General features: G+C 66.9%; 19 protein-coding genes. 8 read left to right on the top strand and 11 right to left on the bottom strand.

Going from position 1 to position 20,485, the window contains the following annotated elements:
* Window positions 1-200: 200 nt before the first annotated feature.
* Genes PSTAB_RS00230 through PSTAB_RS00220 form a run of 3 tightly spaced genes read left to right on the top strand, consistent with a single transcriptional unit; the run spans window position 201 to window position 2,717 of the window.
* Complete coding sequence (locus PSTAB_RS00230) at window positions 201-1,208, top strand: methionine ABC transporter ATP-binding protein (protein ID WP_013981209.1); 1,008 nt, start codon at window positions 201-203, stop codon at window positions 1,206-1,208.
* The gene (locus PSTAB_RS00225) at window positions 1,208-1,885 is read left to right on the top strand and encodes a methionine ABC transporter permease (protein WP_011911288.1); all 678 of its coding nucleotides are present in this window, start codon (window positions 1,208-1,210) and stop codon (window positions 1,883-1,885) included. The genes PSTAB_RS00230 and PSTAB_RS00225 overlap by 1 nt, the downstream gene beginning before the upstream one ends.
* Window positions 1,886-1,943: 58 nt before the next feature.
* On the top strand, window positions 1,944-2,717 hold the full coding sequence (locus tag PSTAB_RS00220) for a MetQ/NlpA family ABC transporter substrate-binding protein (RefSeq protein ID WP_013981208.1): 774 nt from the start codon (window positions 1,944-1,946) through the stop codon (window positions 2,715-2,717).
* 111 nt (window positions 2,718-2,828) lie between these two features.
* Here the strand turns inward: PSTAB_RS00220 and PSTAB_RS00215 are convergent, their stop codons facing one another.
* Both PSTAB_RS00215 and treS read right to left on the bottom strand, forming a co-directional pair.
* Window positions 2,829-3,434, bottom strand: a complete 606-nt coding sequence (locus PSTAB_RS00215; RefSeq protein ID WP_013981207.1) for an eCIS core domain-containing protein — start codon at window positions 3,432-3,434, stop codon at window positions 2,829-2,831.
* Window positions 3,435-3,517: 83 nt separating this feature from the next.
* Entirely contained in the window at window positions 3,518-5,587 is a 2,070-nt protein-coding gene (gene treS, locus PSTAB_RS00210; protein ID WP_013981206.1) for a maltose alpha-D-glucosyltransferase, read from the bottom strand.
* Window positions 5,588-5,752: 165 nt separating this feature from the next.
* On the opposite strand from treS, the gene PSTAB_RS00205 reads away from it, so the two are divergent.
* Window positions 5,753-7,456, top strand: coding sequence for an alpha/beta hydrolase (locus tag PSTAB_RS00205; protein WP_013981205.1), 1,704 nt, complete (start codon window positions 5,753-5,755; stop codon window positions 7,454-7,456).
* On the opposite strand, the gene PSTAB_RS00200 is transcribed toward PSTAB_RS00205, so the two are convergent.
* From PSTAB_RS00200 to pbpG, 4 genes are all read right to left on the bottom strand, one after another.
* Window positions 7,435-8,952, bottom strand: coding sequence for a sodium:proline symporter (locus PSTAB_RS00200; protein ID WP_013981204.1), 1,518 nt, complete (start codon window positions 8,950-8,952; stop codon window positions 7,435-7,437). The genes PSTAB_RS00205 and PSTAB_RS00200 overlap by 22 nt on opposite strands.
* Window positions 8,953-8,957: 5 nt before the next feature.
* Window positions 8,958-10,997, bottom strand: a complete 2,040-nt coding sequence (locus tag PSTAB_RS00195; protein ID WP_013981203.1) for a TonB-dependent receptor — start codon at window positions 10,995-10,997, stop codon at window positions 8,958-8,960.
* 123 nt (window positions 10,998-11,120) lie between these two features.
* Window positions 11,121-11,516, bottom strand: coding sequence for a DUF2946 domain-containing protein (locus PSTAB_RS00190; protein WP_013981201.1), 396 nt, complete (start codon window positions 11,514-11,516; stop codon window positions 11,121-11,123).
* 144 nt (window positions 11,517-11,660) lie between these two features.
* Window positions 11,661-12,599: a D-alanyl-D-alanine endopeptidase gene (pbpG, locus tag PSTAB_RS00185; RefSeq protein ID WP_013981200.1), complete on the bottom strand. Its 939-nt coding sequence runs from the start codon at window positions 12,597-12,599 to the stop codon at window positions 11,661-11,663.
* A 260-nt stretch (window positions 12,600-12,859) separates the two neighbouring features.
* Between pbpG and PSTAB_RS00180 the strand changes: the two genes are divergently transcribed.
* Complete coding sequence (locus tag PSTAB_RS00180; RefSeq protein WP_011911280.1) at window positions 12,860-13,165, top strand: ElaB/YgaM/YqjD family protein; 306 nt, start codon at window positions 12,860-12,862, stop codon at window positions 13,163-13,165.
* Window positions 13,166-13,171: 6 nt separating this feature from the next.
* On the top strand, window positions 13,172-13,783 hold the full coding sequence (locus PSTAB_RS00175; RefSeq protein WP_013981199.1) for an NAD(P)-dependent oxidoreductase: 612 nt from the start codon (window positions 13,172-13,174) through the stop codon (window positions 13,781-13,783).
* 90 nt (window positions 13,784-13,873) lie between these two features.
* Here the strand turns inward: PSTAB_RS00175 and aroE are convergent, their stop codons facing one another.
* On the bottom strand, window positions 13,874-14,686 hold the full coding sequence (gene aroE / locus PSTAB_RS00170; RefSeq protein ID WP_013981198.1) for a shikimate dehydrogenase: 813 nt from the start codon (window positions 14,684-14,686) through the stop codon (window positions 13,874-13,876).
* Between the two features lie 90 nt (window positions 14,687-14,776).
* The gene (hemF, locus tag PSTAB_RS00165) at window positions 14,777-15,697 is read right to left on the bottom strand and encodes an oxygen-dependent coproporphyrinogen oxidase (RefSeq protein WP_013981197.1); all 921 of its coding nucleotides are present in this window, start codon (window positions 15,695-15,697) and stop codon (window positions 14,777-14,779) included.
* Window positions 15,698-15,849: 152 nt separating this feature from the next.
* Between hemF and PSTAB_RS00160 the strand changes: the two genes are divergently transcribed.
* The gene (locus tag PSTAB_RS00160; protein ID WP_013981196.1) at window positions 15,850-16,827 is read left to right on the top strand and encodes an NADPH:quinone reductase; all 978 of its coding nucleotides are present in this window, start codon (window positions 15,850-15,852) and stop codon (window positions 16,825-16,827) included.
* Window positions 16,828-16,880: 53 nt separating this feature from the next.
* Here the strand turns inward: PSTAB_RS00160 and tsaC are convergent, their stop codons facing one another.
* The 3 genes from tsaC to PSTAB_RS00145 all read right to left on the bottom strand — a co-directional run bounded on the left by tsaC (window position 16,881) and on the right by PSTAB_RS00145 (window position 19,785).
* Window positions 16,881-17,438 carry an L-threonylcarbamoyladenylate synthase type 1 TsaC gene (gene tsaC / locus PSTAB_RS00155; RefSeq protein ID WP_013981195.1) on the bottom strand — a complete coding sequence of 186 codons (558 nt, stop codon included), beginning with the start codon at window positions 17,436-17,438 and terminating at the stop codon, window positions 16,881-16,883.
* 137 nt (window positions 17,439-17,575) lie between these two features.
* Window positions 17,576-18,673 (bottom strand): DNA-processing protein DprA, encoded by a 1,098-nt coding sequence (gene dprA, locus PSTAB_RS00150; protein ID WP_013981194.1) that lies wholly within the window; start codon window positions 18,671-18,673, stop codon window positions 17,576-17,578.
* An 86-nt stretch (window positions 18,674-18,759) separates the two neighbouring features.
* A complete protein-coding gene (locus PSTAB_RS00145) occupies window positions 18,760-19,785 on the bottom strand; it encodes a LysM peptidoglycan-binding domain-containing protein (protein ID WP_013981193.1) in 1,026 nt (341 codons plus the stop codon).
* A gap of 147 nt (window positions 19,786-19,932) precedes the next feature.
* On the opposite strand from PSTAB_RS00145, the gene def reads away from it, so the two are divergent.
* Window positions 19,933-20,439 (top strand): peptide deformylase, encoded by a 507-nt coding sequence (gene def, locus PSTAB_RS00140; protein WP_011911272.1) that lies wholly within the window; start codon window positions 19,933-19,935, stop codon window positions 20,437-20,439.
* The last annotated feature ends 46 nt before the right edge of the window (window positions 20,440-20,485 follow it).

The following is a 20,485-nucleotide window of genomic DNA, read 5'->3' as shown; positions in this document are numbered from 1 at the left end:
TGATCGATTCACGGCGTACCGGTTAGTGACCCCATTGATCACCGCAAGGTTGCCGCCTGCGACGATTTGCTTTGCCTATCAGCGCCATGGATTTGCTCAATCGCAGCGGCGCAGGCGAGCGACGTCGCCGGCAAACGGGTAGAATGCCGGGCTTTCGCCGATCATCCCGGCAACAAACGTCGCACCCACAAGGTTCGCCCGTGATCGAATTCCATCAAGTCCATAAAACCTATCGGACCGCCGGCCGCGATATTCCCGCGCTGCAACCGACGCAGCTGGAAATCGCCTCCGGTGAAGTGTTCGGTCTGATCGGCCATTCCGGCGCCGGCAAAAGCACGCTGCTGCGCCTGATCAACCGCCTCGAGGAGCCCTCCGGCGGACGCATCCTGGTCAACGGCGAGGACGTCACCGCGCTGGATGCCGACGGCCTGCGGCGCTTCCGCCAGCGCGTCGGGATGATCTTTCAGCACTTCAACCTGCTGATGTCCAAGACGGTGGCCGACAACGTCGCCATGCCGCTGCGCCTGGCCGGCATCCGCTCGCGCAGCGAGATCGACGCCCGCGTCGCCAGCCTGCTCGAACGCGTCGGGCTCAAGGACCATGCACGCAAGTACCCGGCACAGCTCTCCGGCGGCCAGAAGCAGCGCGTCGGCATCGCCCGCGCGCTGGCCACCGAGCCGAGCATCCTGCTCTGCGACGAGGCCACCAGTGCCCTCGACCCACAGACCACCGCCTCGGTGCTGCAACTGCTGGCCGAGATCAACCGCGAGCTGAAGCTGACCATCGTGCTGATCACCCATGAGATGGACGTGATCCGCCGTGTCTGCGACCGCGTGGCGGTGATGGACGGCGGCGCGATCGTCGAACAGGGTCCGGTGACCGAGGTGTTCCTGCATCCCAAGCATCCGACCACCCAGCGTTTCGTGCTGGAAGACGAGGCGGTGGACGAGGGCGACATGCACGATGACTTTGCCCACGTGCCGGGTCGCATCCTGCGCCTGACGTTCCAGGGCGACGCCACCTACAAGCCGCTGCTGGGCACTGTCGCCCGTGAAACCGGGGTCGACTACAGCATCCTGTCCGGGCGCATCGACCGCATCAAGGACACCCCCTACGGCCAGCTCACCCTGGCGCTGATCGGTGGTGACATGGCAGCGGCGATGAGCCGTCTGCAAGCCGCTGACGTGCATGTGGAGGTGCTGCGCTGATGGAAGCCTTGTTCAGCTCTTTGTTGGGGAACGTGGACTGGTACGAAATCTGGCTGGCCACGCTGGACACCCTGCTGATGCTCGGCGGCTCGCTGCTGTTCACCATTCTGCTCGGCCTGCCGCTGGGCGTGCTGCTGTTTCTCAGCGGTCCGCGCCAGCTGTTCGAGAACGGCCCGCTGTACGCCGCGCTGTCGTTCGTGGTCAACGTGCTGCGCTCGCTGCCGTTCATCATCCTGCTGATCGTGATGATTCCGTTCACCGTGCTGATCACCGGCACCTCGCTGGGCGTGGCCGGTGCCATCCCGCCGCTGGTGGTGGGCGCCGCGCCGTTCTTCGCGCGGCTGGTGGAGACCGCGCTGCGCGAGGTGGACCGCGGCATCATCGAGGCGACCCAGGCCATGGGCGCCACCACCCGGCAGATCATCTTCAGCGCATTGCTGCCGGAAGCGCGTCCGGGCATCATCGCCGCCATCACCGTCACCGCCATCACCCTGGTGTCCTACACCGCGATGGCCGGTGTGGTGGGTGCCGGCGGCCTTGGCGACCTGGCCATCCGCTTCGGCTACCAGCGCTTCCAGACCGACGTGATGGTGGTCACCGTGGTCCTGCTGCTGGTGCTGGTGCAGCTGCTGCAGAGCCTCGGCGACCGGCTGGTGACCCACTTTTCGCGCAAATGAACCGCAACCAGGGCGAGCGAACCTTCGCACCCCGCTCAACTCCTGAAGGAACCGAACGATGAAGAAACTGATTGCCGCCCTGGCCACCGTCGCGGCGTTTTCCGCCCAGGCCGCCGAAACCCTGACCGTGGCCGCCACCGCCGTGCCGCATGCCGAGCTGCTGGAGTTCGTCAAGCCGCAGCTGGCCGAGCAGGGCGTGACGCTGAACGTCAAGGTATTCACCGACTACGTGCAGCCGAACATCCAGGTCGCCGAGAAGCGCCTGGACGCCAACTTCTTCCAGCACCAGCCGTACCTGGATGAATTCAACAAGGGCAAGGGCACCGAGCTGGTGAGCGTCGCCGGCGTACACATCGAGCCCTTCGGTGCCTACTCGAGCAAGGTCAAGTCGCTGGACGAACTGGCCAACGGCGCCACCGTGGTCATTCCCAACGATGCCACCAATGGCGGCCGCGCACTGCTGCTGCTGGACAAGGCCGGCGTGATCGGTCTGAAGGACGGCGCCGGCATCACCGCCACGCCGAAGGACATCGCCGAGAACCCGAAGAAGATCAAGATCCGCGAACTGGAAGCCGCGACCCTGCCGCGCGTGCTGACCCAGGTCGACCTGGCGCTGATCAACACCAACTACGCGCTGGAAGCCAAGCTGAACCCGACCCAGGACGCCCTGGTGATCGAGGGCAGCGACTCGCCGTACGTGAACATCCTGGTCGCCCGTCCGGACAACAAGGACAGCGATGCCATGCAGAAACTGGCTGCCGCGCTGCACAGCGAGGAAGTACGCCAGTTCATCGAGGAAAAGTACAAGGGTGCCGTCGTTCCGGCCTTCTGAGCCTGACCGCGCAACCCGCGTCAGAAACCCCGCCTCGGCGGGGTTTTTCGTTTTCGCCGGTGTCATTGGTGGGCTTCAGCCCACTGCAGGCAGCAGCACCGATCAGCTCGCTCAGCGCCGCGTCTGCGTCTCGCGCAGGGCCTCTTCCACCTCACGTTCCAGCGCATAGGCCGGGCGCTCCACGGCACGGAAATCCTGCGTGTAGCGCCGGGCGAACTCGGCGACGCCCCAGTCCAGATATTGCTCGACGTGCTTGAGCTCATGTGCCCAGAGCGCGACGTTGTCCCGGGCATCCTCCTCGTGGCGAAAGACGATGACGTCGATCAGGGTCACGGCATTGACGTCCGGGTTGCGCAGTAGGGTGTTGCCGGCATTCAGCACCACCTCGTCGCCGACGCGGTACCGCGCACTCTCCAGCACGGCAAGATCGAAATACGGCTCGAGCTGCGAGCGGATGTGCAGCGGTATCGGCTCGACACCGCCGGCCACCAGGCGGTCGCGCGACTGCTGGATCCAGTTCTGCAGGGCCAGCGTGGCCATACGCTGCACGCGGTCGTAGACGGCCTGTGGATCGCTGGCGGCGGCCGGCACGCAGAGGCAGCTGCCACTCAGGCAGATCGGCTGCTGGCCGGGCGGGCAGGCGGTCTGCGCCCATACGGGTGCGGCAAGCAGCGCCAGCGGCAGCAGCGCAAGGCGGAAAAGCGAAGTGAACGACACGGGCTGGTCTCGACGGCGAGGGCGATGCGCGCCCCAGGCGCTGCGCACTATAGCGGCGGACCCGGGGCGCGCGAAGAGGGCGCTCAGATCACCGGCGGCGCGGCGCTCACCACACGCAGGGCGAGCCCCTCGTACGGGTCGAGGTTGATCTGCAGCTCGCAGTTGTCGGTGAGGTCGCCCTCCACACTCTCGTGAATGATGTCCACCACCGGGCCGGGCGCCACGCCGGGCAGGCAGATGGTCTCGCTGACCGGCTCGGCGCTGAAGTTCAGTGCCGTGAGCTGCACGCCCTTGCCGGCAGGCAGTTCGTGGACCATCACCAGGAGTCCTGGCGCCTGCACATCGGGAATCAGGATCTGCTTGCTGGCAGCGATGTCGTAGGCCTGGCGCACGCTGAGGATGCGCTTGAGCTGGCAGGCGAAGGAGCCTGGCCGCTGCAGCTGCTCGGCCAGGCTGCCGTACAGCGAGCGGGCCTTGGGCAGGCCTTCGGCGGAGACCGACGCCTCCGGCGCCAGATCGGCGAGGTCATAGCCGCCGCGATTGATCCAGCGGGTATCGCCATCGCCCATCAGGTGCTCGACCTGTTCGGCGGGCAGCGGCAGGGCGCCGACCAGATCCCAGCCGGAGAGGGCGAACACGCCGGGCTGCATGGCATTGAACATCACCAGCAGGATATGCAGACGCTGGATCTGCTCCACCTCGGCCGGGCCGATGGCGTCCAGATCACGGATGTTAAGCGCCGCGGCGATCACGCTGGCGGTGGTGCAGGACACCCCGTTGGTGACGAACTTGAGGTTGTACGGCGCGTGTTCGCCGGTCAGCCGCTCGTACATTTCCTCGCGGATATGTTCGCGTAGGTGGCCGCCGGGCAGGGTCTGGCCCTTGTAGTGGTAATGGTCGTAGGCGTGCAGCGTCCAGAAGTGCACCAGCTCCAGGGTCAGCTCGTCATGGTTCTGCAGCGCATGGATCAGTGACGCCGGGTCGATGCCGAAGGCGTGCACTTCGCGCAGCATCATGCGCAGGAATTCGGTATCGCCGGTGAGCAACGCATGGTGATAGGCCGGGCGGGTGATGAAGTCGTAGGACAGATCGGCCCCGCCGTGGGACATGGCGGCTATGTCATCGATGGTCAGGTTCAGCTCCTGGAAGCTGAAGCCGCCGGCCTTGCGGATCGCCCCGGCAAGCAGCTGGTTGCCGGTGACGGACAGCGGGTGGCCCTCCGACCAGGCCGTGCCCTCGGCGCGCCGTTCCACGCCGAGGAAGCCGTTGGCGTCCAGGCGCAGCACCCGGGCGCCGGTGACGTCGATGGCATGCAGCGCATCGCCGATGATCAGCTGCTGTGCGGCGAAGGTCGGGTCGAGCCAGTTCAGCGACGGCTGGCCCTCCTTGAAGTAGTGCAGATAGACCCAGCGACGCACCTTGCCGTCGACCCCGGTGACCTCGCCGGTGACGCTCCAGTCGGTGTCCTTGATGCCCGGCTCGAAGAAGATCACCCGCTGCAGCTGGCCGACGATGTAGTGCTTTTCCTTGAGCCGGTCGACCACCGGCGGCAGCAGGTTGACCGAATCACGCCCGGCCGGCACCTCGGGCAGCAGCTCCCAGTCCTCCTCGCGGATTTCCACCATGTGGTACAGCCCGGGGTAGTCGCCATAGGCCATTTCCGCGAGGCGGAAGTCGGCACCCTTGCCGGTGTGTGCCGGCACGATGTCGTCGATGACGATGGCGTTGTGCGCCGCGGCCACCCGGCTGAGCTGCAGCATCTGCTCCTCGGTCCCCAGGCTCGGGTCGATATCGAAGCTGATGCGGTCGAAGTTGCCGTCGATGGTCGGGGTGAACTCGCGTCCGCGCAGGCCACCGGAACGCTTCATCGGCCCGTTGTGGATGCCCTGCACGCCGAGTTCGGACAGCGCACTCCAGAGGCGATCGTCACCGAGGGCCTCGAGTACCGTGCCGCCTTCCGGCGTGATGATGGCCGCCGGATAGGCGGTGAACCACACCGAGGCGATGGCGCTGGCATCGCGCGGGCGGGCCTGGGCATAAGGCCGCTGCCAGAGACGCGCCTGGCCGGCGTAATGACGCGACCGCTCGCGGGCCGCATGCAACATGGACTGGCTGACCAGCCATTCGATATAGGTGTTGTCTGGGATGCTCATCGGCGATCGGTTCCGGCAGCACTAGGGAAATGTAGACGTTTGAGTCGGCCGCTCGGCCATCGTTGCATCGGAATGGCCTGCTGCGGACCATCACGGGAACCGCACGACCGGACACGCCTCGATATGCCGAGGCGGCGACGCCGTCACCCGACCGCGGAGATCTTCATGCTGCACCTGCCCGTCCTCTATATCTGGCGCTCGCTGTCCGGTTTCGGCCTGCTGCTGGGCACGCTGTTCTTCTGCGCGGCGCTGACGCCCTCGCTGCTGCCGCGCTCGACGCTGAGCCAGGGCGTGCTGGCCGGCGCGGCGCTCGCGGTAGGCTATGGCCTCGGCGTGTTCTGGCGCTGGCTGTGGCGCTATCTGGAACTGCCGGAGCGCCCGGGCTGGCAGCGCGAGCGGGTCAATCTGCTGATCGCGGTCGGCTGCCTGCTGCTGGCCGGGTATTTCCTCAGCCAGGTCGCCGGCTGGCAGAACGCGGTACGCGCGCTGATGGGCATGCCGCCGGTGAGCAGCGCGCACCTGCTCGAAGTCATTCTCACCGCGCTGGCGACCTTTCTCATCCTGCTGACGCTGGCGCGTCTGTATCGGCTGGTGTCGCGCTTCGTCTCGCGGCACGCCGACCGCGTGGTGCCACGGCGCCTGGCCAACGTGATCGGCGTGCTGGTGGCGCTGGCGCTGTTCTGGTCGCTGCTCAGCGATGTGCTGGCGGCGCGGGCACTGCGCATGCTGGACGCATCCTTCGCGCAGTACGACGCCCTGATCGAACCGGAGACGGCACCACCGGCCTCGCCGCTGAAAAGCGGCAGCCGGGCCTCGTTGCTGCGCTGGGAGGAGCTGGGCCGGACCGGCCGCGAGTTCATCGGCTCCGGCCCGTCGGCGGCGGATATCAGCGCCTTGAGCGGCCGCTCGGCGCTCGAGCCGATTCGCGTCTACGTCGGTCTGCGCGCGGCAGAAACCCCGCGCCAGCGGGCGCGTCTGGCCTTGCGCGAGCTGCAGCGCAGCGGCGCCTTCGAGCGATCGGTGCTGGTGCTGGTGACGCCCACCGGTACCGGCTGGATCGACCCGGCGGCGATGAACGCAGTGGAATACCTGCACCACGGCGATATCGCCAGCGTGGCGTTGCAGTACTCCTATCTGAACAGCCCGCTGGCGCTGCTGGTGGAGGCCGACTACGGCCGCGACGTGGCCCGCGCGCTATTCGCCGAGATCTATGGCTACTGGACCGAACTGCCGGCCGAACGCCGACCGCGCCTGTATCTGCATGGCCTGAGCCTCGGCGCGCTGCATTCGCAACGTTCCTGGGAGCTGCACGAACTGCTCGGCGATCCCATCCACGGCGCGCTTTGGAGCGGTCCGCCGTTTCGCAGCGACCTGTGGCGCACACTCACCGACAGCCGCGACCCGGACAGCCCCGAATGGCGTCCACGGTTCCGCGAAGGCCGCTTCGTCCGCTTCATGAACCAGCAGGGCACAGCGGAGCCGGCCGATGCGCCCTGGGGGCCGATGCGTCTGCTCTACCTGCAGTACGCCAGCGATCCGATCACCTTCTTCGACCATCGCTACGCCTGGCGCCGCCCCGACTGGCTGGCCGAGCCGCGCGGGCCGGATGTATCGCCGTCGCTACGCTGGTTCCCGCTGGTAACCATGTTGCAGCTGGCGGTGGACATGGCGGTGACCACGCCGACGCCGCCCGGCTACGGCCACGTCTATGCGCCGGCCGACTATGTCGATGCCTGGCGCCTGGTCAGCAGCCCGCCCGGCTGGAATGCCGACGCGCTGCAGCGCCTCAAGCTGCAGCTGACCCACGAACAGGCCCGCGCCGGCGAGCAGGACAGCAACGAAGCCGCCTACGACAACCGCGGCGGCTGAACCGGCCGGCGCACCTGGCGACGCCGCGCCCGCGGCCTTAGCCGTCGCCAGCCCAGCAACACCCCGCTCAGGCTGATCACCAGCGCACCCGCGCTGAAGGCCAGCAGCAGGCCGTCGCGCAGCAGCGGCCGTTGCAGCAAGGGCAGCCAGTCCCAGCTGTGCAGCAGCTTGAACGCCCAGCGCACGGCACGCCGGCGCTGATCCAGCTGTTCGATGACGGCACCGCTGTAGGGGTCGATGTGCAGCCAGGTGGCGGCCGGATCGTCGAAGCGCACCCGCAGCAGCGGCAAGCGGCGCGGCAGATGGCTGTATAGGCTTGGTTCGCTGCGAGCGTAGTAGTGGAAATCCTCCTGTTCCAGCCACTCGAAGTGCAGCGATTGTTCCGGCCAGGCCTCGCGGACCTGGCGCTCCAGTACCGCGCGCTCAAGGTGTTCCTGCGCCGGCCCGGCGGATGCGGCGGGCAGAATGCGCGTATCGCCCCTGGCATCGAGGCCGACCAGATAGGGCTGATCGCCGAGCATATGCCACTGCAGTTCCACCGCTTCGAAACCAGCCGCGCGGAATCGGGCCAGCGAGGAGGCCAGATCCGCATCCAGCGCTTCGGCGTTTAGCGGCGCTTGCCGCAGCGCGGCGGCATCGATGCTCGAGCGTTTCTCGAACAGCCCCCAGGGCTCCATCGACAGCATGCCGCTGACCAGCCAGACCAGCAGCACGACGCCGACCAGCAGACCGCCGACGTGGTGCACACGGCTGGCGCCAGCCGGGTAGGGCGAGTGCGATCCGTTGCGGTAGCGCCCGGTGAAGCGCCAGCGCAGCAGGCCGATCAGCATGCCCAGCAGCACCAGCACCGCGCCGAGCAGGGCGCCATAGACCAGCAGCGGCGACCAGGCGGCCTTCGGCATCACCTCGCGCAATGGATAGAGCCAGTGCAGCCAGGCGCCCAGCAGGTTCCAGGCCCGCTCGTGGGCGCTGGCATCGCGCACCACCAGCCCGCTGTGGCTGGAGACGTAGAGCAGCCGACCTTCGGCATCGTCCGCCTGCAAGCGATACAGCGGTCGCTCGCGGGCCAGGGCATGGTTGCGCGTCCAGGCATCCTCCTCGACCCGATCGAGCAAGCGCACCTCGGCACCGTCCGCGAACTGCCGCGCGCTGGCCAGCGCCTCGGCAGGACCGATGCGCTCGATGCGCCGACCGCTGCGCGCATCCACCGCCAGCAGCGGTCCGTCGCCGTAGTCCAGCAGGTAGCGCGGCGAGCCGCCGGCACCGGTCAGGCGCAGGCTGAGCGGGGTACGCGGATCGCCACTGGCGGCAAGCGCCGCACCCGGCGCGATGCAGCAGCCGGCATCCAGTGGTGCCAGTCGCGCCAGATGCTCGGCCGGTGTCAGCTTGGGATAGCCGACGAAGAGCATCACCACGCCGCTGACGACCCAGGCCAGGACGAACAACCCCAGGGCGATGCCGAGCCAGCGATGCATCAGGTACAGAGAGCGCTTCATGCCGGTCAGAAGTCCAGGGTCACGGCGGCATACAGCGCGCGGCCATCGCCCGGCGCATGCAGGGTCTGCGCGCCGTCGTACCAGACGTATTCGTGGTAGCGGTCGGTGAGGTTCTTCAGCTGCAGGTCGACGGCCAGCTGCTCGGTCAGCTGGTAGCTGGCGCCCAGGTTGAACAGCACGTAACCGCCGTACTTGCCCTGGGTGTTCTCGCGCTCGAGGTAGTAATCGGTCTGGCCGTTGAGCCAGGCGCTGAGCTGCAGGTCCGGCGTCGCCTGATAGCTGCTGCCGGCCGAGTACAGGCGCCGCGGCACATGATCGATCTCCTGGCCCTGGCTGGCCGGCAGGCTAGGGTCGGCCTTTTCGATCTCGGAGAACTGCCAGGAGTGCGCCAGCCACAGATTCAGAGCGCTGGCAGGGTAGAGGTTGAGCTGGGCGTCGTAGCCCCAGCGACGGGTCTGCCCGAGGTTTTCCGATTCGCCACTGGGATCGTTGAGCCGGCGCCGCACCTCGTCCGTGGCGACCTGCTCCCAGTAGGCGACGCGGCCGTCGAGCCAGTGCACCGGGCTGAACTTGATGCCGGTTTCCCAGCCGTCATTGATCGACGGCGAGAGATCGCTGGTGCGCGGCGGCACCTTGTAGGCGGCCGCGCCGGTACCGATCTGGAAGGTCCGCCCCCAGTTGCCATACAGGCTCAGCTGCTCGATGGGGGTGTAGATCAGGCTGATCTTCGGCTGCTCGATGCTGCCGTAGTCGTTGATCGCGTAATCGTTGCCACTCAGCTCGTCGGTGAAGTCACCCCGAATGCGGTCGACGCGAAATGCCGGGATGATCTTCAGCGATTTCACCGGCTGGATCACCGCCTGCAGGTACGCGCCGTAGCTGTCGTAGTCGAAGCGCTGGTCGCGGGTCTGGGTCACGACCTGGCGCTCGACGGTGGTGTAGCGCTCGCTGCGGTTGCGCTGCTGTTCGGTGTCCAGCCCGCCTTCGAGGGCCAGATCATGGAGCCAGGACACGTCCGGCCGGTAGGTCAGCGAAGTACGCGCGCCGTAGTGCTTCTCCTCGCTGGTGCGTCGCTGTTGCGGCTGGGCCTGGGAGAAACGCACCCAGCGGTCGTCATCCAGGGTGTTGATCCAGACCTTGGTCGCCCAGCTGAGGTCGCTGGCCAGCTGGCTGTCCAGATGCAGGCTGAGCTGGTTCATGCGCCGCTCACCCATGTCGCTGGCCGACAGCGCATAGGACTGGCGGGGCGAGTGCCGTGCGTCCTCACGGGACAGGTACCCCGGCTCGTCCGCTTCGGCCTCGTAGTGCCGGGCGATCAGGCCCAGGCGCCAGTTGCCGGCGTCCGGCGAGTAGAACCATTTGCCGGACAGGCTGGTGCGCTCGCTGCCGGCATGGTCGCGGTAGCCATCGCTCTTCTGCTGGCCGATGAAGTAGTTCTGCGTCCAGTTGCCGCTTTCGATGCCCTTGGCCAGCTGCAGCTCCTGCGTGTCGTAGCTGCCGTAGCGCAGCCGCGCCTTGCCGTAGTCGCCACCGATGCGCGACTGCACGGCGACGTTGCCGGCGATGTTGTACAGGCCGTAGCGCGGATCGTTGGTACCGCGCACCACCTCGATGCCGTCGATCTCCAGCGGGAACAGCATGTCCAGGTAGGGCATGTTGCCGTCGTTGCTGTTGCTCGGGATGCCGTCGATCAGCAGCTTGACCGCGTTGACCTCGCCCTCGCCGTTGAAGCCACGAAAGGACAGCTTGCCGGAGCTGGTGCCCTGGCCGAACTCGGTGAGCATCACCCCCGGCGCACGGCGGAACAGCTCCCAGCTATAGAGCACCGGCTGCTGTTCGAGGATGTCGCTGCCCAGCAGGTCCACCGAGCTGACCACGCTGCTGGTCGGCAGGCTGCCGCTGGACGGGTTCGCGGTGACGGTGCTGCTGCCCAGCGACAGCGCGGTATCGGCCAGGCTTGCCGGCAGATACGTGGCGGCCAGGGCCACGGTGAGAAGACGGGGCAGCGCGAGGCGCCGCGGAGATTGCGCAGAGAGGGGATGCATCTCGCAGGTTTCCTTGTGCAACAGGCATGGCCACGGCGAGCAGCCGTCGGCAGGCGCCGGCACGCTGCCGGATGGCAGGTGCGGGCGGTTCAGGCACAGCGACTAAGGGTGACGCCGAGGGCGTCAGGCGAGGGGTGAGGCGCGCGGATTCAGCGAGGGCCACTGCTGCCGCGGAGATGGCCGGTGAACCCGGGTTTCGGCGATCCGGACAGCGCCTCCCTGCACGTCCTGCGGCAGCTGCAGCGACGGTGCCGGCAGTGCGGCGAGACCGATGGACCCTGCGCAGCAGCAGCACGGCGGCATCCCGCCATGGTGGGTGCCGGAGCCATGCTCGCCGGCCGTGTCGGCGCCGTGCATGGCATGGCCCGGCGATACGCCGGCCTGCTGCAGCGGGCAATGCCCGCTCCAGCCCAGCAGCCGCTTGGCGTCAGCCGGCAGCATGCCGGACAGCGGCATGTTCAGCAGGTGCATCAGCAGGGCCAGGCTGGCGAGCCAGGCAGGTAGACGGCGACGGTTCATCGACGGCTCGACGGGGCGCAGTTGCGAATGACGTTCATGATAGGAACGACTCTCGGGGAAAAGAGTTGCGCAAACTCAAGAAAGCCCTTCGATTCTCATCCGGCTCGCGGCGCGGCCCACTTCGCCGCGCCGCGAGAGCCGGGTTCAGCGGGTTTCCAGCAGGGCCTGGGCAGCATCGGCCGGCTGGCCGGCGAGCTGCCGCTGGGCCTGCTTCTGCTGCTTGTAGGCCAGGGCAGCGGCCGGTACCGGCGTAACCGTGCCGGTTTCCAGCCACTTCTTCAGGCGGTTGGCGTCAGCCATGTGGGTGTACTTGCCGAACGCGTCGAGCACCACGAAGGCCACCGGCCGCTGCTTCATGGTGGTGCTCATCACCAGGCAATGGCCGGCAGCATTGGTGAAGCCGGTCTTGCTCAACTGGATGTCCCAGTTGTTCTTGCGCACCAGGGCATTGGTATTGCGAAAGCCCAGCGTGTAGTTGGGCTTGCGGAAGGCCACGGTCTTCTCGTCGGTGGTGCTGAACTGCTGGATCAGCGGGTACTGGCGACTGGCGCGAATCAGCTTGACCAGGTCGTTGGCGCTGGAGACGTTGCGCTCGGAAAGGCCGGTGGGCTCGACGTAGTGCGTACGGCTCATGCCCAGCGCCCGGGCCTTGGCGTTCATCGCCTGGATGAATGCCGCATAGCCGCCCGGATAGTGATGGGCGAGGCTGGCGGCCGCTCGGTTCTCGGAGGACATCAGGGTCAGCAGAAGCATCTCTCGGCGGCTGATCTCGCTGCCGATGCGCACCCGGGAGTAAACGCCCTGCATCTCCTTGGCATCGCGGATGGTCACCGGTAGCGCCTGGTCCAGCGGCAGCTTGGCATCCAGCACCACCATGGCGGTCATCAGCTTGGTCACCGAAGCGATCGGCACGACCATGTCGGGATTGCTGGAATAGAGCACCTCGTTGGTGTTCAGGTCGACCAGCAGGGCGCTGCCCGAGGCGAGCTCCTGAACCATCGGCTTGGCCGCCTGGGCATGAATCACCGGCAACGAGGCCAGGCAGGCGAACAACAGGCTGGCCACCGTACGACGCAATTTCACGATTGGATTTCCCCGCTGGAAAAGGGCGCTGCGGCGCGGGATGCGCCGGAATAAAGCGCTCCGGAACTGTGACGCAGTATAGGGAATCGACGGGCGGCTCGCCTGTTCCCGATGAACGGTTCGTCGGATGTCGACCAGCGCGGCTGGCCGGTCCGGACACATCTTGATGTGGTCTGCTCGGCCAGCAAAGCCGGCCTCTGGCCGCACCTCTGCAACGTTTCGGGGTCAAACGCACACACTTACCGAGGGGAGGTCCCGCCATGTTCAGCCACAAGCCCACCACCCGCGAAGAAGTCCAACGCGAGATCGACAGCCTGATGCGCGCGCTCGACGAGCTCAAGCACGACGCCGCACGTGACTCGCGCCATCGCCTCAGCGCCCTGCGTTCGCGTGCCGAATCGCTCTGGCACGACCAGCACTGGGACGAGCACTATGCCGATCTGTCCAAGCGCACCCGTGAGGCCAGCCGCGCCGCACGCGACTGTGCCAAGGAACATCCGCTGGGCACGCTGGCCCTGGCGGCCGGTGCCTTTGCCCTGATCGGCTATCTGGTCACCCGCCGCTGACCGACCATGCTCAACGCCGAAACGCCACGCCTCAAGTTCGCCCTGTACGGCGCGCATGACGATCTCGGCAGTGCGCTGCTGGTCGAGTTGCTCAGCCGGCAGCACGAGGCTGTGGCGCTATTGGACGATCTCAATTCGCTGTCTGCCCGGCCGGGCCTGCGGACCAAGCCGGGCGACCCGTTCGATCCGCTGAGCGTCAGCGAAAGCGTGGCAGGGATGAATGCGGTGATCTGTCTGTACCACACGCCGCGCCTGCCCAGCACCGATGCCATCACCGGCGAGTCCGCCCGGCGCGATTTCTACCAGGCGGTGGAAGCGCTGCTGCTCGGGCTTGAGCGTGTCGGCGTCGAGCGGCTGCTGTTGATCGCCGACTTCCCGGCCATCGAGCGACAGCCGGAGGTCGAGGCCGCCTTGCAGCGGCTGGCCGCGCATCCGCTCAAGTGGACGCTGGTGGATGCGCCCCCGGCCGGCAACCAGCTGACCATCGAGACGTTGGCCGAAGCCGCCGGCAAGGGCGAAACCAATCCCTTTCACGAGCTGCAGCGCATCGCGGCCGGTATCGTGGACGAGCTGGAGCGCCCGCAGCACCTGCATCAGCGCATCCATTTTCGTAGCTAGCCCTTTCTGGTCGTCTGGGCGCGGCTTATGGATGTCTGCGCGCGTGGGCCAGCCAATGGCCAGCGGGCATCTGGCCGGCCAAGAGCCCTCTCAGCCCAGCTGGCGCCGTAGCTCGGCCAGTACCGGCGCGGTATCCGGGCGCACGCCGCGCCAGAGTTCGAAGGCTTCCGCCGCCTGCTCCACCAGCATGCCGAGACCGTCGCGGGTGGTCGCACCCAGCGCCGCGGCCCAGCGGCAGAAGGGCGTCGGCTCGGCGCTGTACATCATGTCGTAGCAGAAGGTGCGGCCGGCAACGATCAGGCTGTCGGCCAAGGGCGGCAGCTCGCCACCGAGGCTGGCCGACGTGCCGTTGACGATCAGGTCGACCGGTTCGGCAAGCTCGGCGAAGCCGCTCGCCGACAGCGGACCGAGCTCGGCGAATTCCTGCACCAGCTGTTCGGCCCGGCTCGCGGTGCGATTGGCGATGACCAGCGCCGCCGGCCGGTGCGCCAGCAGCGGCTCCAGTACGCCACGCACGGCACCCCCGGCGCCCAGCAGCAGGATGCGGCGGCCGCTCAGGGTCACGCCGGCATTGAGCAGGTCGGCGACCAGCCCGGCGCCATCGGTGTTGTCGCCCAGCAGGCGACCATCCTCCAGCTTCTTCAGGGTATTCACCGCACCGGCGCGGCGCGCACGCTCGGTCAGCTCGTCGGCCATGCGATAGGCCTGCTCCTTGAACGGCACGGTCACGTTGGCACCCCGGCCTTCGCGAAAGAAGTCACGCGCGAACGCGGGGAAGTCATCCAGCGGCGCCAGCAGCGGCTCATAGCTCAGCGCCTGGCCGGTCTGTGCGGCGAACAGCGCATGAATCTGCGGTGACTTGCTGTGGCCGATGGGGTTGCCGAAGACGCCGTAGCGGTCCATCCAATACCTCTGTTTCAAATGCGGGCTGCAGACCCGGTGCGAGACGCATCGACTCCAGCGCCGAAACCTCGGGCCGGATGCCGTCTTCGTTCAGGCGGGCGCGGCGGCCAGCCAGTCGCGGTCCTTGAGGAAGTACTCGGTCAGCCGCGCTTCCGGCGAGCCCGGCTCGGGGCGCTTGTCATAGCCCCAGGCAACCTGCGGCGGCAGCGACATCAGGATCGATTCGGTGCGGCCACCCGATTGCAGGCCGAACAGGGTGCCGCGGTCATAGACCAGGTTGTACTCGACGTAGCGGCCGCGGCGCAGCAGCTGGAACTGCCGCTCGCGCTCACCGAACGGGGTGGCCTTGCGCCGCTGCACGATGGGCAGATAGGCCTGGAGATAGGCATCGCCGACCGCACGCATGAAGGCGAAGCTGGTGTCGAAATCCCACTGGTTCAGGTCGTCGAAGAACAGTCCGCCAACGCCGCGCGGTTCGTTGCGGTGCTTGATGTGGAAATAGCGGTCGCACCACTCCTTGTAGCGCGGATAGACCTCGGCGCCGAAGGGTGCGCAGGCGTCCCGGGCGACCCGGTGCCAATGCACGCAGTCGTCCTCGAAACCGTAGTAGGGCGTCAGGTCGAAGCCGCCGCCGAACCACCAGACCGGTTCCTCGCCGTCCTTCTCGGCGATGAAGAAGCGCACATTGGCATGGGAGGTGGGCACGTAGGGGTTGTGCGGGTGGATCACCAGCGACACGCCCAGCGCCTCGAAGCTGCGACCGGCCAGTTCAGGCCGGTGGGCACTGGCCGATGGCGGCAGGCTGTCGCCGTGCACATGGGAGAAGTTCACCCCGCCTTTCTCGATCAGCGCGCCGTTCTCGATCACCCGCGTCCGGCCGCCACCGCCACCAGGCCGCGTCCAGGCATCCTCGACGAAGCGGGCACCGCCGTCTTCGACCTCCAGGGCGGCGCAGATTCGATCCTGCAAATCCAGCAGATAGGCTTTGACGGCTTCGGTCCTGTCGTTCACGAAATCACCTTGCGAATGACCGCACGCAGCCAGCGGCGCGTGGCTGAGCGGTGCTTGAAACGGGGTCGGCCGGCAAGCATAACATCAGCCCGATTGACGAACGCAGCCCCGGCAGGTTCGATAGGCGCTCTTTAAATGACCAGGAGCCAGACATGTCCCAGCGCATCCAATTCAGCCAGCACGGCGGTCCCGAAGTCCTGGAACAGGTCGATGTGCCCCTCAGCGCACCGGCTGCCGGCGAGGTGCGCGTCCGCAACCACGCCATCGGCCTGAACTTCATCGACACCTATTTCCGTAGCGGCCTGTACCAGCCGCCAAGCCTGCCGTCCGGTCTGGGCACCGAGGGTGCCGGGGTGGTCGATGCGGTGGGCGAGGGCGTGCAGCATCTGCAGCCCGGTGATCGTGTCGCCTATGCCACCGGTCCGCTGGGTGCCTACGCGGAGTATCACACGCTGCCGGCTCGCCACCTGGTCAAGCTGCCGGACTCCATCAGCTACGAACAGGCTGCCGCGGTCATGCTCAAGGGCCTGACCTGTCAGTATCTGCTGCGTCAGACTCACGCGCTGCAGGCTGGCGAGACCGTGCTGTTCCATGCCGCGGCCGGCGGCGTTGGCTCCATTGCCTGCCAGTGGGCGCATGCGCTCGGCGCTCGGCTGATCGGCGTGGTCGGCTCGGCGGAGAAGGCCGCACGCGCCAAGGCGCTCGGTGCCTGGGCGACCATCGACCGTAGCTGCGAAGACGTGGTGCAGCGCGTACTGGAGCTGACCGAAGGCAAGAAGTGCCCGGTGGTCTACGACTCGGTGGGCAAGAACAGCTGGGAGATTTCCCTCGATTGCGTCGCTCCGCGCGGGCTGCTGGTGAGCTTCGGCAATGCGTCCGGCGCCGTCACCGGGGTCAACCTCGGAGTGCTGGCGCAAAAGGGTTCGCTGTTTGTCACCCGCCCGACCCTGGCTGGCTATGCCGACACCCCGGAGCGCCTGCAGGCCATGGCCGACGAGCTGTTCGAGATGATCGACAGCGGCAAGGTCAAGGTCGAGATCGGCCAGCGCTACGCACTCGGCGATGCCGCCGAAGCGCAGCGCAAACTGGCAGCGGGGGAGACCACCGGATCGACCATTCTGCTGCCCTGAACACGGTGGCGGCTGCCGCTGTAGGGCAGCCGCGCCGCCATCGATTCGCCGGGTCAGGCCGGACGAATTACCTCGCCGCTGCGCAGGTCACGGATGACGCTGGGATTGCGCCGGCCGCCCAGCGCACCATTGAACACGGCGTCTAGCTGCTGCGGGAAATACTGTTCCACCCGCAGCCGCGAACGCGCCGCGGGCCGCCCGGCGGGGTTGGCCGAGGTCGACACCAGCGGCCCGGTCAGCGCGCAGAGGCGCTTGACCAGCGGGTGGTCGGTGACGCGCAGGGCCACGCTGTCATGCCGTCCGGTGATCCACTCGGGCAAGCGGCCGCGGTGCGGTACCAGCCAGGTGTTGGGCCCCGGCCAGGTCCCTGCCAGGCGATCCAGCCAGCGCTCCGGCAGGTCATCCAGCAGGAAGTGGAACTGTTCCACGGTGTCCGCGATGAGGATCAGGCCCTTCTCCACGGGTCGCTCTTTGAGCGCCAGCAAGCGCATCACCGCGTCTTCGTCCCACGGGTCGCAGCCCACACCCCAGACCGCTTCGGTCGGATAGGCGATCACCCCGCCAGCCCGGACCACCCGCGCCACCTGCTGCACACGCCAATCGCCAATCATGCCGACCTCTGCCTGGATGAAAAGCCGGCAGTGTACCCAAGGCGCCAGCCGTCGAGCAGGGGGCGATCGGGCCGATTCGCAACAGCCTGCAACAGTGAGCCGTTAAGCCTGGCACCGTCGCATCCAGGCGATGCCGGCTAGCGCATCAGCACCGACCAGAGTCCGTTGTCGCAGCTGACCTGACCCTCGATCTCCAGCTCGGTCAGTTGTGCCAGCACCTGACCCAGCGGCTGATCGAGCGCGGCCGCCAGCGCCTCGCTGCTGCGCGACGCCGCCAGCAGTTCGCGCAGCAATGGGTGATCCGTCTGCGGCGGCTTCGACGCTTCATCAGCCAGCGGCGCAAGGCGCTGCCAGCCGCGCAGGGCCTGCAGGACATCCTCTACCGACTCCACCAGCGCCGCGCCCTGGCGGATCAGCTGATGGCAGCCGCGTGCGCCAGGATGATGGATCGAACCGGGAATCGCATAGACTTCGCGGCCTTGCTCGGCGGCCAGACGCGCGGTGATCAGCGAACCGCTGGACGGACTCGCCTCGACCACCAGCACGCCCAGCGAAAGGCCGCTGATGATGCGGTTGCGGCGCGGAAAGTTGCTCGCTTGTGGCGGGCAGTCCAGCGGCAATTCGGACACCAGCGCACCGCCATGTTCGACGATCTGCTTGGCCAGGCTGAGATGGCGCTGCGGATACAGCCGTTCGATGCCGGTGCCGAGCACCGCGACGGTCTTGCCGTTTGCATCCAGCGCACCCTGATGTGCAGCGCCGTCGATTCCCAGCGCCAGTCCACTGGTGATGACGAAACCCGCGCCGGCCAAGCTGCGGGAAAACGCGCGGGCATTGTCCAGGCCGTTTCGCGAGGCGCGGCGGCTGCCGACTACCGCCAGCTGCGGCCGTTCGAGCAAGGTCGGATCGCCAGCGACGAACAGCAGAGGCGGGGCATCCGGCAGCTCCGCCAGCAGGGCGGGATAGGCCGGATCGTCCCAGCAGATCACATGTCGACCTGGGGCTTGCAGCCAGGCCAGGGCGGCACTGGCCCGCTCGCGAACCTCGCTGCTGCGACGCGGTTCGGCGCAGCTGACCGGCAGACCCAGGGAGCGCCAGGCGCTGGCCGGCGCGCTGAGGGCCGACGCGGCATCGGGGAACGCCCTGAGCAACCGCTGCAGGCGCCGCGGACCGAGTTCCGGCAACAGATGAAGACGCAGCCGGGCTTCAAGCTCGGCGGGGGAAATGGCAGGCATGAAAGACACTCCTTGTCTCCTGGCACCGCGTCCTTGCGGTGTTATCGCAGCATGAAAAAGCCCCGCATTCGCGGGGCTTTCTTAGTTCAGGGGTTGCGGACCTTGTCCTTCACCGACAGCGAGCGGGTCGCCTGCAGCACCAGGCCGTAGCTGAGCTTGTCGTAGGTGCGGAACACCATCAGCAGACCGGAGCGCTCGTCCGGGATCTTCACGTTCTCGCCGGTCACGCGATCGCGCACGGTTTCGCCGGTCTTGTACACCGCCAGCACGTTGCCGTCCTGCAGACCGTCACGAGCACCTTTGTTCAGCGTGACCACATCGAACTGGCCGATCTGGGTGACGCCGCGCGGCACATCCAGAATCACGCCTTCGACCTGGGTGGACGGGGCGCTCGGCATAAAGGTGGAGTTGACCGCGCGCTCCTCGCCCGGGAACAGGCGATCACCGATGCGCGCTTCCTGGGTGGTCCGGGTCAGTTGCATGGTGGCGATGTCGCCTTCGATCTCGACGATCTCGACGGAGCCGACATCGTCGGCGTTGATGCCGAGGAATTCACCGGTGTCCGGGTCGACGTAGGTCTTGCCCTGGCGGAAGATGCCGTAGGCCGGCATGTTCGCTTCGAACGCGCCGCGACCATAGATGCGATCGCCGGCGCCGCTGATCACGCGCTCGGCATTGCCGGCGACGATGTACGGAGCGCCCTGGAACTGCTCGGCAGTGTCGATGATGCGGTTGCTCAGCAGGAAGCTGTTGATCGCTTCCAGCGGGATGGTCGGGATGGCCTCGGCCATCGGCGTGGTGCGTACGGTCGGCGACAACTTGATGGTGCCGCGCGAGGTACCGCGGTCTAGCACCAGTCGCGGCTGGCCGTCGACATAGACCAGGCTCAGGGTGTCGCCGGGATAGATCAGGTGAGGGTTGGCGATCTGCGGGTTGGCATGCCACAGCTCCGGCCATTTCCACGGCTCGCGCAGGAAGCGGCCGGAAATGCCCCAGAGTGTGTCGCCCTTCACCACGGTATACCGCTCCGGATGATTGTCCTTGAGCTGCACCGCGGCCTGGGCGAGCCCGCCGACCGCCACCAGCAGCAGGGCGAGTAGTGATTTCCTCATGTGGTGAATCCCTTTATTATGTGCCTTCACGTGAAGCGCCCTAGCGCCGCGGACCCATTTGGAACGCGGCATTAAGCCGTTTTCCATGCTGCTCGGCATCTTAGCAGCGGCTTTTGACTTTATTCCATAAGTGCATCACAAACGCATATGGCCATTCTGAACATCCTTGAATTTCCCGATCCGCGGCTGCGCACCATCGCCAAACCGGTGGACGTGGTCGATGACGGCATCCGTCAGCTGGTCGACGACATGTTCGAAACCATGTACGAAGCGCCGGGCATCGGCCTGGCCGCGACGCAGGTCAATGTGCACAAGCGCGTGGTGGTGATGGACCTGTCCGAGGACCGCTCCGAACCGCGGGTTTTCATCAACCCGGAATTCGAACCGCTCACCGACCAGATGGACCAGTACCAGGAAGGCTGCCTGTCGGTACCCGGCTTCTACGAGAACGTCGATCGTCCGCAGAAGGTGCGCATCAAGGCGCTGGACCGCGACGGCAAGCCCTACGAGCTGATCGCCGAAGGGCTGCTGGCGGTGTGTATCCAGCACGAGTGCGATCACCTCAACGGCAAGCTGTTCGTCGACTACCTGTCCAGCCTCAAGCGCGACCGGATCAAGAAGAAGCTGGAAAAGATCCACCGCCAGCAGGCTTGATTCCCGAACCTCAAAGGCTTGCTACGGCAAGCCTTTTTCTTAGCGA

This window comes from Stutzerimonas stutzeri (assembly GCF_000219605.1).
GTDB classification, from domain to species: domain Bacteria; phylum Pseudomonadota; class Gammaproteobacteria; order Pseudomonadales; family Pseudomonadaceae; genus Stutzerimonas; species Stutzerimonas stutzeri.
Note: the sequence above shows the minus strand (reverse complement) of the source record. Positions and strands in the feature narration are given on the sequence as shown.